The 15,138-nt window shown below is 63.5% G+C and carries 10 protein-coding genes, 2 rRNA genes and 1 pseudogene (1 of these 13 cut by a window edge); 7 read left to right on the top strand and 6 right to left on the bottom strand.

Annotated features, from left to right (window positions below):
- The 4 genes from HQN78_RS14840 to HQN78_RS25570 form a co-directional block, all read left to right on the top strand.
- Nucleotides 1–1,414: ribosomal RNA gene (locus HQN78_RS14840) — 23S ribosomal RNA — on the top strand; it begins 1,475 nt to the left of the window's first position.
- Between the two features lie 123 nt (nt 1,415–1,537).
- Nucleotides 1,538–1,652 (top strand): 5S ribosomal RNA (gene rrf, locus HQN78_RS14835).
- Between the two features lie 297 nt (nt 1,653–1,949).
- On the top strand, nt 1,950–2,444 hold the full coding sequence (locus HQN78_RS25575) for a carbonic anhydrase family protein (RefSeq protein ID WP_255701155.1): 495 nt from the start codon (nt 1,950–1,952) through the stop codon (nt 2,442–2,444).
- Between the two features lie 5 nt (nt 2,445–2,449).
- On the top strand, nt 2,450–2,698 hold the full coding sequence (locus HQN78_RS25570) for a carbonic anhydrase (RefSeq protein WP_255701154.1): 249 nt from the start codon (nt 2,450–2,452) through the stop codon (nt 2,696–2,698).
- A gap of 27 nt (nt 2,699–2,725) precedes the next feature.
- Here the strand turns inward: HQN78_RS25570 and HQN78_RS14825 are convergent, their stop codons facing one another.
- A complete protein-coding gene (locus tag HQN78_RS14825) occupies nt 2,726–3,211 on the bottom strand; it encodes a DUF523 domain-containing protein (protein WP_233246638.1) in 486 nt (161 codons plus the stop codon).
- On the bottom strand, nt 3,208–4,665 hold the full coding sequence (locus HQN78_RS14820; protein WP_235084617.1) for a PLP-dependent aminotransferase family protein: 1,458 nt from the start codon (nt 4,663–4,665) through the stop codon (nt 3,208–3,210). Before HQN78_RS14820 ends, HQN78_RS14825 begins: the two co-directional genes overlap by 4 nt.
- A gap of 91 nt (nt 4,666–4,756) precedes the next feature.
- On the opposite strand from HQN78_RS14820, the gene HQN78_RS14815 reads away from it, so the two are divergent.
- From HQN78_RS14815 to HQN78_RS14805, 3 genes are all read left to right on the top strand, one after another.
- Entirely contained in the window at nt 4,757–5,140 is a 384-nt protein-coding gene (locus tag HQN78_RS14815; RefSeq protein WP_107798042.1) for a rhodanese-like domain-containing protein, read from the top strand.
- Nucleotides 5,141–5,151: 11 nt separating this feature from the next.
- Nucleotides 5,152–5,883 carry a GNAT family N-acetyltransferase gene (locus tag HQN78_RS14810; RefSeq protein ID WP_235084614.1) on the top strand — a complete coding sequence of 244 codons (732 nt, stop codon included), beginning with the start codon at nt 5,152–5,154 and terminating at the stop codon, nt 5,881–5,883.
- Between the two features lie 78 nt (nt 5,884–5,961).
- Complete coding sequence (locus tag HQN78_RS14805; RefSeq protein ID WP_107798043.1) at nt 5,962–7,410, top strand: hypothetical protein; 1,449 nt, start codon at nt 5,962–5,964, stop codon at nt 7,408–7,410.
- Between the two features lie 211 nt (nt 7,411–7,621).
- On the opposite strand, the gene gabD is transcribed toward HQN78_RS14805, so the two are convergent.
- The 4 genes and pseudogenes from gabD to HQN78_RS14785 all read right to left on the bottom strand — a co-directional run bounded on the left by gabD (nt 7,622) and on the right by HQN78_RS14785 (nt 15,133).
- Nucleotides 7,622–9,082 carry an NADP-dependent succinate-semialdehyde dehydrogenase gene (gabD, locus tag HQN78_RS14800; RefSeq protein ID WP_107798044.1) on the bottom strand — a complete coding sequence of 487 codons (1,461 nt, stop codon included), beginning with the start codon at nt 9,080–9,082 and terminating at the stop codon, nt 7,622–7,624.
- 74 nt (nt 9,083–9,156) lie between these two features.
- A pseudogene (gene gabT / locus HQN78_RS14795) lies at nt 9,157–10,421 on the bottom strand (4-aminobutyrate--2-oxoglutarate transaminase).
- A gap of 292 nt (nt 10,422–10,713) precedes the next feature.
- Entirely contained in the window at nt 10,714–12,024 is a 1,311-nt protein-coding gene (locus HQN78_RS14790; RefSeq protein ID WP_235084612.1) for a TolC family outer membrane protein, read from the bottom strand.
- 55 nt (nt 12,025–12,079) lie between these two features.
- Nucleotides 12,080–15,133, bottom strand: a complete 3,054-nt coding sequence (locus HQN78_RS14785; protein WP_235084609.1) for an efflux RND transporter permease subunit — start codon at nt 15,131–15,133, stop codon at nt 12,080–12,082.
- Nucleotides 15,134–15,138: the final 5 nt, after the last annotated feature.

Below are 15,138 nucleotides of genomic sequence, written 5' to 3'. Positions count from 1 at the left end.
TGGGGAGGTAGGCAAATCCGCCTTCCCTTAAGGCCGAGACGTGATGACGAGGGTCTACGGACCTGAAGTGACTGATACCACGCTTCCAGGAAAAGCCACTAAGCTTCAGCTGCATAAGAACCGTACCGCAAACCGACACAGGTGGGCAGGATGAGAATTCTAAGGCGCTTGAGAGAACTCAGGAGAAGGAACTCGGCAAATTGATACCGTAACTTCGGGAGAAGGTATGCCTCTTAGAGTGAATCCCCTGCGGGAGGAGCTTTGAGAGGTCGCAGAGAATCGGTGGCTGCGACTGTTTAACAAAAACACAGCACTGTGCCAACACGAAAGTGGACGTATACGGTGTGACGCCTGCCCGGTGCTGGAAGGTTAAGTGATGGGGTGCAAGCTCTTGATCGAAGCCCCAGTAAACGGCGGCCGTAACTATAACGGTCCTAAGGTAGCGAAATTCCTTGTCGGGTAAGTTCCGACCCGCACGAATGGCGTAACGATGGCCACACTGTCTCCTCCTGAGACTCAGCGAAGTTGAAGTGTTTGTGAAGATGCAATCTCCCCGCTGCTAGACGGAAAGACCCCGTGAACCTTTACTGTAGCTTTGCATTGGACTTTGAACAGACTTGTGTAGGATAGGTGGGAGGCTATGAAGTGGGAACGCTAGTTCTCATGGAGCCGTCCTTGAAATACCACCCTGGTGTGTTTGAGGTTCTAACCTTGGTCCGTGATCCGGATTGGGGACAGTGCATGGTAGGCAGTTTGACTGGGGCGGTCTCCTCCCAAAGTGTAACGGAGGAGTTCGAAGGTTACCTAGGTACGGTCGGAAATCGTGCTGATAGTGCAATGGCAAAAGGTAGCTTAACTGCGAGACCGACAAGTCGAGCAGGTGCGAAAGCAGGACATAGTGATCCGGTGGTTCTGAATGGAAGGGCCATCGCTCAACGGATAAAAGGTACTCCGGGGATAACAGGCTGATACCGCCCAAGAGTTCACATCGACGGCGGTGTTTGGCACCTCGATGTCGGCTCATCACATCCTGGGGCTGTAGCCGGTCCCAAGGGTATGGCTGTTCGCCATTTAAAGTGGTACGTGAGCTGGGTTCAAAACGTCGTGAGACAGTTTGGTCCCTATCTGCAGTGGGCGTTGGAAGTTTGACGGGGGCTGCTCCTAGTACGAGAGGACCGGAGTGGACGCACCTCTGGTGTACCGGTTGTGACGCCAGTCGCATTGCCGGGTAGCTAAGTGCGGAAGAGATAACCGCTGAAAGCATCTAAGCGGGAAACTCGCCTGAAGATGAGACTTCCCTGAGGGCTTGACCCTCCTGAAGAGTCGTTCGAGACCAGGACGTTGATAGGTCGGGTGTGGAAGCGCTGTGAGGCGTTAAGCTAACCGATACTAATTGCTCGTGAGGCTTGATCCTATCATTTGAGTGGCTTGGGAAACCGAGTGACGAGATAGTGGTTGTGCGACACAATTGAATACCGAATATATGTGGGTTGATCCAGGATCGACCTAGGCTTCTTCAAGTTTGTACCAGTTTATGTCTGGTGGCCATAGCGAGGTGGTCCCACGCCTTCCCATCCCGAACAGGACCGTGAAACGCCTTAGCGCCGATGATAGTGTGGCATTCGCCATGTGAAAGTAGGACACCGCCAGACGCCCCATTGCAAAGCCCAGCTCACACGAGCTGGGCTTTATGCATTGCGCTGCCGGACGGAACTAGAAGCAAGCCTCCCCAAAGGGAGGCTTTGTTGCGTCCGGACGGAGCCGCCGCTTCTCCTTATCTTCCGTTTTCCTTCTCTTTTCCTGGCTTGTTGTTGGGTGCCGATGCGGCAAACGCCATACCCATGTCTTAATTACGGGTTTGATGAACTAAGTCGACGGTGATCATCTAAATAAATAGTTACTGAATAAAATTAAAAAACTTTATACCACTGCACTAGGAAAGGACGCGAATGAGCGAGCATCTGTGTCGGGAAGGCCATTGCGGCGAAACCATCGGCCGGCGGACGGTGATGAAAACCGCGCTGGGCGCGGCGGCGCTATTTGCCATCGGCGCCAACGGGGGCGTGAACGGCGTGGCTTACGCGGCGTCTTTGAGCAAGACGCAGCGGGACGCGATGACGCCGGAGCAGGTGCTGGCGGAGATGGCCAAGGGCAATGAACGTTTCCGCACCGGCAAGCCGATGCAGCACGATTACCTGGCGCAAAAGCGTTCCAGCGCCGAGGGGCAATACCCCGCCGCGGTGGTGCTCAGCTGCATAGACTCGCGCGCGCCGGCGGAAATCGTGATGGACGCCGGCATAGGCGATACCTTCAATTCGCGGGTGGCCGGCAATGTGGTGAATGACGACTTGCTGGGCAGCATGGAGTTCGCCTGCGCGGTTGCTGGCGCCAAGGTGGTGCTGGTGATGGGGCATACCGCCTGTGGGGCGATCAAGGGGCGATAGACCATGTGGAGCTGGGCAATCTGACCGGCTTGCTGGCGCGCATCCGCCCGGCGATTGCGCAGACCCGCTACGAGGGCGAGCGCAGCAGCAAGAACGCGGAGTTTGTCGATGCGGTGGCGCGCAGCAATGTGCTGCATACCATTGATCAGATCCGCAAGCGCAGCGATGTGCTGGCCAAGCTGGAGAAGGAGGGCCGGATCAAGATCGCCGGCGCCATGTACCATTTGAGCGGCGGCCGCCTCGAGTTTCTGTAAGCGCCGTCGATAGGGGGCCGGCGGCGTTCAGCTCGCCGGCGCTCTCAACCGTTCCGCCATGTCCTCCTCCGAACAGACCTCGATGCCGGCCTGCCGCAATAGGCTGGCGGCCACGCCTTCCCCGTCCTTGAGCGTGCCGGAAAACTCGCCGTCGTAGATGCGGCGCGTGCCGCAGGAGGGGCTGTTGGCTTTCAACAGCGCTTGTCGGCAGCCATGGGCTTGCGCCAGACGCAGGCATGCCTGGGCGCCGCGCAGAAAGGCGGCGCTGACGTCTTCGCCTGCGGCGGTTTCCACGGTGGCCTGGCCGCGCAAGGCGGCCGCGCCGTCGCCGCCGCGCAGTTCCGCCGCCGGCCTAGGCGTGGGCAGCCCGCCCATGCATTCGGGACAGGCGGAGATCAGGGTGAAATCCCGGCGCAATCGCGCCCAGTCCCGTTCGGCCAGCGGTTTGGCCTGGCCGTCGTAGCGCACGGGCTGCCCCAGCAGGCAGGCGCTGACCAGCAAAGTCGGTTTCATTTCCATCGCGTTTCCAATAGCGTCGCCAGCTTGAGCGCGGCGGCGTGAAGTTCTTGTTCCTCCACACCTGCGTAGCCCAGCACCAGCCCGCTGCGGTCCGGCCGTCCGATGAAGTGCTTGGCCAGCGGGCGCAGCCACAGCTGCTGCCGGGCGGCGGCCTGGCTGAGTTCCTCTTCGTCGAAGCCGGCGGGCAGTTGCGCGACCAAGTGCAGGCCGGCCTCGCCTGCGGACAGCGGCAGCGCGTCTCCCAAGGCGCGCTGCAGGGTGCCGCGCAGCAGTTGTTGCCGCAGTTGGTAGAGTTCGCGCATATGTTTGATGTGGCGGGCGAAATGGCCTTGTTCGATGAAATCGGCCAAGGCCGCCTGCACCTGATAATTGCCTTCCCGGTACAAGCGCGCCTGCACGCGGCGGAACGGTTCCACCAATTCTTCCGGCAGGATCAGATAGCCCAGGCCCAGCGCCGGAAACATCACTTTGCTGAAGGTGCCGAGATAAATGACGCGTTCGCTGTCGGCCAGGCCTTGCAGGGAGGCGATGGGGTGGGTGGCGTAGCGGAATTCGCTGTCGTAGTCGTCCTCGATGATCCAGCTGTCGTGCTGTTTGGCTAATTGCAGCAGCGCGAGCCGCCGCGCCAGCGACATGACGACGCCGGTCGGGTATTGGTGGGACGGCGTGATGTAAATCAGGCGCGGCGGCGCGGCCTGATGCGCTGGCGTCGGGGCCATGCCCTGAGCGTCGACCGGGATCGGGACGATGTCCAATTCCGACGCGCGCAGCGCGGCTTGCGCGCCGCTATAGCCGGGGTCCTCCACCCAGGCGGCGTCGCCGGGGTCGGCCAATAGCCGTGCGAGCAATTCCAGCCCTTGTTGCGCACCCTGGATGATGACGATTTGCTCCGGCTGGCAGCGAACCGAGCGGGATAGATACAGGTATTGGCTGAGGGAACGCTTGAGCTCGGGCAGGCCGCCGTCGTGGCGATAATGCAGATGATCCAGTTGCGGACGCTGGATATGCTGTTGCAGGCAACGCTGCCACTGGGCATGGGGGAATTGCTTCAGTTCTGGCGTGCCGGGGGCGAAGGCGCCGGCCAGCCCGGTGGGCAGCGAGCACTGCCCGGAGACGCGTTGGCCGCGCTGAGACAGCCCCGGGTGTTGCGGAGCGCGCTGAGGCGGCGAGGCGCTGGGGCTGAACAGGGCGGCGACATAAGTGCCGGAGCCGTGGCGGCTTTCCAGATAGCCTTCGGCGGCCAGTTGCTCGTAGGCGTTGAGAATGGTGTTGCGGCCCAGCGCCAGCTCCGCCGCCAGCGCGCGGCTGGCGGGCAAGGGCGCGCCGCCGGCCAGCTGACCGGCGCGGATCAGTTCGCGCAATAAACGGTAGAGCTGGCGCGCCAAACTTTCCGCGCCCTGGCGTTGCAAGCGCTGACGCAGGAAATCGATCAACCACTCGGCGGACAAAGTGGTTCCTTCAGATTTTGCATGGTGGCACTGTTTGGGGTATGACTTGTCGCTTAGGCTAACAGCATTCCCAGAGCCGCAGGAGAAAAAAATGTTGAGTCAGCAGGATTTTTACGCCGCCAAGCTGGCGTACGAGATGGACGCGGCCGATGTCTGGAGCGCCTTGCAAGCCGGGGAGAAATTGGTCCTGATCGACGCCCGCGCGGAAGAGGCCTTCCGCAAGGAAACCCTGCCCGGCGCCGTGTCCGTGCCGCACCGGACCATGGATGAGGCGAGCACCGCGCATTTGCCCAAGGATGCGGTCCTGGTGTCGTTCTGCGACGGCATAGGCTGCAACGCGTCGACCAAGGGCGCTTTGAAGCTGGCGCGTCTCGGCTTCAATGTGCGCGAACTGCAAGGCGGCCTGGATTGGTGGGTGCGCGATGGCTACGCGACCACGGCGCGCGCCGGCGTCGCCGTGTCCTGCGCATGCTGAAAGGGGAGGCGATGTTGGAAACGGGTATGGCGCAGGCGGGCGAGGCCAACGCTCTGGGGCAGGCGGTGGGATGGCCGGTGGCCGACTGGCGCGAGGCGGCTTGGCCGCCTAAGACGGATCTGCAGGGACGCTTCTGCCGGCTGGAGCCGTTGCAGGCGGAGCGGCACGGTCCCGCTTTGTTCGCGGCGATGGGCGCGGACGCGGAAGCGCGCAACTGGACTTATCTGAGTTACGGGCCGTTTGCCGATTACGCTGACTACTACGGCTGGCTGGCCGAGCAGCAATGGCGGCGCGATCCGCATTTTTACGCGATCGTGGACGCGGTCAGCGGGGAGGGGCTAGGCGTGGCCGCCTATCTGCGCATCGATCCGGCCATGGGCTGCATCGAAGTCGGGCATCTGAATTTCTCGCCCTTGCTGCAGCGTCGGCCGGCGGCGACGGAAGCGATGTATCTGTTGATGCGCCAGGCCTTTGAGCTGGGCTATCGCCGTTATGAGTGGAAGTGCGACGCGCTGAACCTGCCTTCGCAGCGAGCGGCGCAGCGGCTGGGCTTCCGCTTCGAAGGCGTGTTCCGGCAGGCCATGGTCTACAAGGGGCGCAATCGCGACACCGCCTGGTTTTCCATCCTGGATCAGGAGTGGCCGGCCTTGCGGCAAGGCTTCGAAGCCTGGCTGTCCGCGGACAACTTCGACGCGGCGGGCGGGCAGCGCCGGACGCTGGCGCAATGGCGGGACGGGGATTGATTTTGCCGGCGGACTTCAAGCCGCCCCGCTAGGCAGGTACAATGAGTGTTTGATTTATTGAATAGATTTGCTTGCCAGATGAAATCCCTGCCGCGTAATGCCCGCATCAAGGGCGAGCCGTTCTTGCCCAACCGCTTCATTTTTGGTGATGCCGTCGACGATCAGGGCCTGGAAGGTTCCGAGTACCTGATTCACACGGAAACGCCGGCTTTTGTCTGCCGCCTGCTTGGCGACGACGACACCGACTTTCCCGGCCGCGAGCGGGAAGGCCTGGTCAGCGCCATGCTGTTCGACGAGGCGGACAATGTGACGGTCTATGTCTGCAATCTGCGCCTGCGCTTGTTCGACTTCAACTTCAGCAATGAAGACGAGATGCCGACCGTGGGCCAGTTGCAGGCGATCTGCGATGAGGCGATGCAGGCTTATCAGCGCCTGCACAAGGCCTACGCTGACCGCGAGGCCGCCGGCCCGGTGCCGCGCGAGATGCGCGCCGGCCCCACCGAGCCGCTGCCGCCGGCGGAGCGCGGCCGCGCGGTGAACCAATTGGTGGAACTGGCGCGGCGCGCGGTGGATCAGCCTATGGACCGGGCGCAGCTGGCGGGCGAGGTGCAGATGGCGCTGGCGGCCGGCGATCAGGCGGTGTTCACCGAATCGCAGTTGGCGCTGTTGTCCCAGCCGGCCGCGAGGCAGTTGCTGGTGAATTGCGCGCGCGACGCGATCGCCTTCCCCGAGGTGATGCGCAAGGACGGCGCGGTGGTGTCGTTCGAGCTGTGGGCTTTGCCGTTCGCGTTTTCACGCGCCCAGGGCGGGGTGTGGTGGCATTTCCCGCAGCTGGAGCGGCTGGAGGTGGCGCTGGCGGACGCGCTGGAGGTGCCGGAGCAGTCGATATTGTGGATTTCTCCCACCTTGTTCACGCTGGAGATGCTGAACGAGCGCGCCTGCCAGGACTTGGTGCAATTGGCGCCGGTGATGGACGCCGGCTGCGATTTCGCGCCGCTGGACCCGGACTCCTCGCGCGCCACTTACGAGGCGGCGCGCAAGACCAACGAGCCGCAATTGGTGCTGGCCTGGATTCCCTTCCTGGTGGAGCGCGGCGCTTTGCCGCCGGAGCAGGCGCGCCGTCTGGCGCGCAAGGCGCTGGACGCGGCGATGCCGCTGGTGCAGCAGGCGGTGGGGGCCGAGATGGAATACGGCGAGGCCGAGCTGTTCGCGCCGCTGCCTTGGTGGGAGGCGGTGCAGACCGGCGTGCGGGCCTGGAACCGCAAACGCCTGGGCGTGACCGCGGCGCTGCTGGCCGCGAGCGCCGGCGGGGTGCAGGAACTGGAGGCAGTGGCGGAATACCAGCCGGAATTGCAGGGCTATGAGGTGGGCTTCCGCCTGCGCGGTCGCGAGGAATCCGCCGCGCACGCGCCGTGGCTGGTGACGCCGGACGTGGCGCCTGAGCGCGACGAGGCCTGGCGCGATCTGGCTGAATGCCTGAAAGAGGCCGGCATCCCCTTGTCGGAGACCTTGGCCAAGTTCCACTGAGGCCATTGTCTTCGCCATAAGAATCTGTTTACGGTCTCGCGAGCTAAGGCGAGACAAGGCGAAAACGGCTGAGAAAGCGGAATGTACACACGGTACATGAGCATTTCGAAGGTGTACTCACCGTGTAACGCGTCCACGACGCGCAGCAGATCGTAAATAGGTTCTAAAAAACGGGCTGGATTTCCAGCCCGTTTCGCATTGGCGCGGCGCTTTACTGGTCGATGCCGCCCAGCAGCACGTATTTGATTTCCAGATAGTCCTCAATGCCGTACTTGGAGCCTTCGCGGCCCAGACCGGATTGCTTGACGCCGCCGAAGGGCGCGGCCTCGTTGGACAGGATGCCGGTGTTGACCGCCACCATGCCGTATTCCAGACCCTCGGACACGCGGAAGATGCGGCCGATGTCGCGGGCGTAGAAGTAGCTGGCCAGGCCGAACTCGGTGTCGTTGGCCATCTGGATCGCTTCCGCCTCGCTGTGGAAGCGGAACAGCGGCGCCAGCGGGCCGAAGGTTTCCTCCTTGGCCACCTTCATCCGCGGCGTGACGTCGGTGATCACGGTCGGCTCGAAGAAGCTGTGGCCCAGCGCGTGGCGCTTGCCGCCGGCCACCAGCTTGCCGCCCTTGGCCAGCGCGTCGGCGATGTGCTCTTCCACTTTGCTCACCGCGTTCATGTCTATCATCGGGCCCTGGGTGACGCCGGCCTCCAGGCCGTTGCCCACCTTGAGCTTGGCCACCGCGGCGGCGAACTTCTCGGCGAAGGCGTCGTAGACGCCGTCCTGCACCAGCAGCCGGTTGGCGCAGACGCAGGTCTGGCCGGCGTTGCGGTATTTGGAGATGATGGCGCCTTCCACCGCGGCGTCGAGGTCGGCGTCGTCGAAGACGATGAAGGGCGCGTTGCCGCCCAGCTCCATCGACACTTTCTTGACGGTGTCCGCGCATTGGGCGATCAGCTTGCGGCCCACTTCGGTGGAGCCGGTGAAGGAGAATTTCTTCACGGTGTCGCTGCCGGTCAGCACCGCGCCGATTTCGCTGGAGCCGCCGGTCAGCACCGAGAACACGCCGGCGGGAATGCCGGCGCGCTCGGCCAGCGCCGCCAGGGCCAAGGCGGACAGCGGGGTCTGGCTGGCCGGGCGCACCACCATCGGGCAGCCGGCGGCCAGCGCCGGGGCCGCTTTGCGCGTGATCATCGCATTGGGGAAGTTCCACGGCGTGATCGCGGCGGTCACGCCTATCGGCTCCTTGTTGACCAGGATGCGTTTGTCGGCGCCGGGAGAGGGGATGGTGTCGCCGTACAGGCGCTTGGCTTCTTCGGCGTACCACTCGATATAGGACGCGCCGTAGGCGATTTCGCCCTTGGCTTCCGAGAGCGGCTTGCCCTGTTCGCAGGTGAGAATGACGGCCAGATCGTCCTGGTTCGCCATCACCAGATCGAACCAGCGGCGCAGCAGGGCGGCGCGTTCTTTCGCCGGCTTGCGCTTCCAGACGAGGAAGGCCTCGGCCGCGCCGGCCACGGCGCGCTCGGCTTCGGCCTTGCCCATCTTGGGCACGCTGGCGATGATTTCGCCGGTGGCCGGGTTGCTCACCGGGATGGTTTCGCCGTTGTCGGCGTCAAGCCAGGCGCCGTTCACATAGCACTGCTGTTTCAGCAGCGAGGGGTCTTTCAAATTCAACATGCGGCTCTCCAACGCGGAAGATGTCGGATAAGGCCCGCGCCGGGCGGCGCGGGCCTTGGACTTTGAACAGGCGCTTAAGCTTTGAGCGCGGCTTCCAGCTTGGCCAGGGCTTCTTCGAACACCGCGTCTTCTATGGTCAGCGGGAACAGGAAACGGACCACGTTGGCGTAGACGCCGCAGGTCAGCAGGATCAGGCCGGATTCCAGCGCCTTGGTCTGCACTTTCTTGGCGAAGTCCGGATCAGGCTGCGGGCTGCCGGGCTGATTGAACTCCACCGCCAGCATCGCGCCCAGTCCGCGGACTTCGGCGATCTGCGGCACCGCGCTCTTCAGGCCGTGCAGTTTTTCCTTCAGCAGCTCGCCCAGGCGGTTGGCGCGCTCCAGCAGCTTTTCTTCCGCGATGACGTCGATCACCGCCAGCGCCGCGGCCACCGCCAGCGGGTTGCCGGCATAGGTGCCGCCCAGGCCGCCGGGCGCCGGAGCGTCCATCAGTTCGGCGCGGCCGGTCAGCGCGGACAGCGGGAAGCCGCCGGCCAGCGATTTGGCCATGGTGATCAGATCGGCCTGCACCGGGTAGTGTTCCATCGCGAACAGCTTGCCGGTGCGGGCGAAGCCGGACTGCACCTCGTCGGCGATCAGCAGGATGCCGTGTTCGTCGCAGATCTTGCGCAGCTGCACCACCCATTCGTTGGGCGCGGCGTAGAAACCGCCTTCGCCCTGCACCGGTTCGAAGATGATGGCGGCGACGCGCTTGGGATCGACATCGTATTTGAACAGTTTTTCCAGACCGTGCAGGGAGTCTTCCACGGACACGCCGTGCAGCGCGTTGGGATAAGGTGCGTGATAGACGTCGCTGGGGAAGGGCCGAAGCCCACTTTATACGGCGCCACCTTGCCGGTCAGCGCCATGCCCAGCAGGGTGCGGCCGTGGAAGGCGCCGCCGAAGGCGATCACGCCGGCGCGGCCAGTGGCGGCGCGCGCCACTTTCACCGCGTTTTCCACCGCTTCGGCGCCGGTGGTGAACAGCGCGGTTTTCTTGGCGTGCTGGCCCGGGGTCAGCTGGTTCAGCCGTTCGGTCAGGCGGATATAGGATTCGTAGGGAACGACTTGATAGCAGGTGTGGCTGAAGCGGGACAGTTGTTCCGCCACCGCGGCCTGCACCTTGTCGTGCAGATGGCCGGTGTTCAAGACGCCGATGCCGCCGGCGAAGTCGATGTAGCGTTTGCCGTCGGTATCCCAGACTTCGGCATTCTTGGCGCGCTCGGCAAAGAAGCCGCACATGACGCCCACGCCGCGCGGGGTGGCGTCGGCCTTGCGTTGCATCAAATCCTTATTGCTCATCTGCTCTCTCCTCGACGTTGTGCGGTCGGCGCCGCATCGGACGGGCCGCCGCGAATCGGTGTCGGAACGGGGCCGGTCTGTCATGGCGCCGGTTGCCGCTCCGTGGTTTTTTGCTTTCATTATTGCTGTCTGACCATCTCAGGCATTCTATGTTCGTGTTTAGCAAAAAGCTACACATGCCTTAAAAAATTAAACACCTGTTGCGTGGACGTCAGCGGGGGAGGGAGAGGGGCGGAAAGCAGCGGAAGAAGGCGGCGGCCATGCCGGTTGGCATGGCCGCGGAGAAGCGGATTTAACGGCGGATGACGGCGTTGACCTTGCCCAGCACCTCGCTATCCAGCTGGCCGGCGGCCTGGGATAAGGACAGCCGCGCGATCAGATACTCGTACTTGGCGGTGGCCAGGCTGGTCAGCGTCGAGTAGTAAGCCTGCTCGGCCTGCAGCAGATCGATATTGGTGCGGATGCCGACCTCCTTGCCCAGGCGGGTGGATTCCACCTTGCTCTTGGCCGAGATCAGCAGCTGTTCCTGGGCCCGCACCAGCGCCGCGCCGTTGGTGACGCCGAGGAAGGTGCGGCGCACGTCTTCGCGCACTTGGCGGCGGGTGGCTTCCAGCTTGTCCTTGGCGGACTCCTGCTGCGCCGCCGCCTCGCGCACTTGCGAATTGATGCCGCCGCCGGCGAACAGGGGCAGGGTGACGCCGACGCCTATGCTGCTGCCGCGGGTGTGCGGCTGCTGCATCGGGGAGCGGGTCTGGGTGTCGCTGTAGCCGGCGGTCAGGCTGATCACCGGCAGGTGGCCGCCCTTTTTCTCGGTGACGTTCTTGTCGGCGATCTCCAGCGCCTGCTCGGCGGTCTTGATGCTCAGGCTGTTGCGCAGGGCCAGCCCGATCCAGGCTTCCAGCGTGGCCGGGGTCGGCAGTTCCAGCGGCAGTTTGTCCAGCACCGGCTGGATGGTCTTGGGGTCCAGCCCGGTGACGCGGCGCAGATTGTTTTCCGCCAGCTCCAGGCTGTTGATCGCTTTGATTTCCTGGGCCACCGCGCCGTCGTAGCCTGCCTGGGCCTCGTGTGTGTCGGTGATGGTGGCGGTGCCCACTTCGAAGGCGGTCTTGGCCTGCTCCAGTTGTTGCTGGAAGGTTTTCTTGCTGGCGCTGGTGGCGGACAGGGTGTCCTTGGCCAGCAGCACGTTGAAATAGGCCTGCGAGGTGTCCAGGATCAACTGCTGTTCGGCGGCGCTGAAGCTGGTTTCCGCCTGCTGCGTCGCCAGTTTGCCTTTTTGGTAGCCGGTGTATTTGCCCACGTCGAACAGCGGCTGCTGCAGATTGACGCCGTAGGTGGTGGAGTCGTAACGGCCCTGGCCGGCCGGCGCGATCGGATTGGTGTAATTGTAATTGGCGGTGGCGCCGACCTGGGGCATCAGCAACGCGCGGCCCTGCGGCGCTTTTTCGCGGCCGGCGTCCAGGTCGGAGCGCGCGGCGGCGAAGTCGGCGTTGTAGTCGCGGGCGGCGCGCCAGGCTTCCACCAGGTCGAAAGCGTGGACCGGCAGGGCGAAGCCCAGCAGCAACAGGCTGCCCAGCAGGGGCGAGCGGAATCGGGTCTTGTTCATTGGTGTTTATTTGCTCGGTTTGTTTTGTGTGCTTGTGTGTGGCGGCAAGGCGCCGTCAGGCCTGAGGCCGCCGTATCTTGAACCATTGCGCGTACAGCGCCGGCAGGAACAGCAGAGTCAGCACCGTGGCCACCAGCAGCCCGCCCATGATGGCCACGGCCATCGGTCCCCAGAACGTGCTGCGGCTCAGCGGGATCATCGCCAGGATCGCCGCCAATGCCGTCAGCATGATAGGCCTAAAACGTCTAATTGTGGAGCCGACAATCGCATGCCAGGGATCGATGCCGTCGCGAATATCGTGCTCGATCTGATCGACTAGGATAACCGAGTTGCGCATGATCATGCCGGACAGCGCGATCACCCCCAGCATGGCGACGAAGCCGAAGGGCGCGCTGAAGGCGATCAGGGTCAGCGTCACGCCTATCATGCCCAGCGGCGCGGTCAGCAGCACCATGATGGTGCGCTGCACGCTGTGCAACTGCAACATCAGCAGGGTCACCACCACCACCAGCATCAGCGGCGCCACCGCGGCGATGGCTTTTTGCGATTTGGCGCTGGACTCCATGCTGCCGCCGGTTTCGATGTGATAGCCCAGCGGCAGCGTCCGCTCCAATTCTTGCATCTTGGGCTGCAACTGCCGGGAGATGTCCGCGCCCTGGGCGCCTTCCGCCGGGTCCGCGCTCACGGTGATGGCGGGCAGGCGGTTGCGCCGCCAGATGATGCTTTCCTCAGGCTGGTATTCGATGTGTCCGATTTGCGACACCGGCACGAAGCGGCCGCTGCCGGTTTGTATCATCAAATTGCCGAGGCCGGCGACGTTCTTGCGCTCGTCCGGATTGAGCCGGGCGACGATGGCGATGGCCTGGTCGCCTTCGCGGAAGCTGGTGACGGCGGCGCCGGAAATCAGCATCTGCAATTGTTGGGACAATTGCTGCGAGGACAGGCCGAGCGCGCGCGCCTTGTCCTGATCGATGCGGATGCGCAGCGCCTTCACCTGCTCGCCCCAATTGATGTTGACCTGGCGGGTGGACGGATGCGCGCGCATCAGCGCCTCCACCTGGGCGGCGATGGCGCGCACCTTGGCGTGGTCCTCGCCCATTACCCGGAATTGCACCGCGTAGCCCACCGGCGGGCCGTTTTCCAGCCGGGTCACCCGGCCGCGGACATTGGGGAAGTCGTTGTCGAACAGCTTTTCCAGCCGTTTCTTCACGTCTTCGCGCACATGTTCGTCGCGGGTCATCAACATCAGCTGCGCGTAGTTCAGATGCTGCAGCTGCTGATCCAGAGGCAGATAGAAGCGCGGACTGCCGCTGCCCACGTAGCTGGTGACGCTGACGATGTCCGGGTCGCGCTTGAGCAGCGCTTCCAGTTTTTCCACCTCGCGCTCCGTGGCCTGATGGCTGGCGCCGCGCGGCAGCCACATGTCCACCATCAGCTCGGGCCGGTTGGAGGAGGGGAAGAATTGCTGGGCCACCAGCAATTTGAAGGCGAGCAAGGACAGGACGAAGGCGGCCAGCGTCAGCGCGATCACGGTCTTGCGCCGCTCCAGGCACCACTCCACCACCCGGCGGAAGCGCCGGTAGAACGGCTTGTCGTAGACATCGTGCGCCTCGTGGTGTTGCAGGTTTTCCGGCAGCAGCTTGTAGCCCAGATAGGGGGTGAACACCACCGCGACGATCCAGGACAGCACCAGCGCGATGCCCACCACGGCGAACAGGCTGAATACGTATTCGCCGGCGTTGGACTTGGCGATGCCCACCGGCAGGAAGGTGGCGGCGGTGATCAGGGTGCCGGTCAGCATCGGGAAGGCGGTGCTGGTGTAGGCGAAGGTGGCGGCTTGGAATTTGCTCCAGCCCTGCTCCAGTTTCAGCGCCATCATTTCCACCGCGATGATGGCGTCGTCCACCAGCAGGCCCAGCGCGATGATCAGCGATCCCAGCGAGATGCGTTGCAGGTCGATGTTGAAGAAATACATCGCCAGAAAGGTCATCGCCAGCACCAGCGGGATGGACAGCGCCACCACGATGCCGGTGCGCAGGCCCAGGCTGAAGAAGCTGACCGCCAGCACGATGACCACCGCCTCCACCAGAGAACGCATGAATTCGCTCACCGCGTTCTTGACCACCTTGGGTTGGTCCGACACCGAGTGGATCTCCAGACCCACCGGCATCTTGGACTGGATCTGCCGCATGGCCTCGTCCAGGTTTTTGCCCAGGCGCAGCACGTCGCCGCCGGCCTTCATGGTGATGGCCATGCCCAGCACCGGCTTGCCGTTGAAGCGCATGGTATTTTGCGGCGGGTCGATATAGCCGCGTTTGACCGTGGCGATGTCGCCGAGGCGGAAGGTTTTGCCGTTGACGGTGACCGGGGTGGCGGCGATGGCCTCCACGCTGGCGTAGTTGCCGGTGGGACGGACCCAGATGCGGTCGCTGGCGGTTTCGAACACGCCGGACGGCGTCATCGCGTTTTGCTGTTGCAAGGCTTTCCAGATCGCGCCGGTGTCCAGGCCCAGCGAAGCCAGCTTGGCGGTGGACAGGTCCACGTAGACGCGCTGCTCCTGCACGCCAAGCAGGCTGACCTTGGCCACGTCCGGCACGCGCAGGATCTCGCGCTTGGCGTCCTCCAGGTATTGGCGCACTTCCTCGTAGCTGAAGCCGTCGCCGGCGAAGGCGTAGATATTGCCGAAGGTGTCGCCGAACTCGTCGTTGAAGAAGGGCCCCTGGATGTCGGCCGGCAGGGTGGCGCGGATATCGCCTATCTTCTTGCGTACCTGATACCAGAGCTGCTGCACGTTCTTGGGCGGCACGTCCTCGCGCACCGAAATCAGCAACAGGCTCTCGCCGGGCTTGGTATAGCTTTGGACGAAGTCGATTTCGCCCATTTCCTGCAGCTTCTCCTCCAGCTTGTTGGTGACCTGCTGTTCCATTTCCAGCGTGCCGGCGCCGGGCCAGTAGGCTTGCACCAGCATGGCCTTGAAGGTGAATTCCGGGTCTTCCTTCTGGCCCAGCTGGGTGTAAGCCCAGACGCCGGCCAGCATCAGCATCACCATCAAATAGCGCACCAGCGACTGGTGGCGCAGCGCCCATTCCGACAGGTTCAGTTTTTTCATGGCCG

It is taken from the genome of Chromobacterium sp. Beijing (genome assembly GCF_021496765.1).
Taxonomy (GTDB): Bacteria; Pseudomonadota; Gammaproteobacteria; order Burkholderiales; family Chromobacteriaceae; genus Chromobacterium.
Note: the sequence above shows the minus strand (reverse complement) of the source record. Positions and strands in the feature narration are given on the sequence as shown.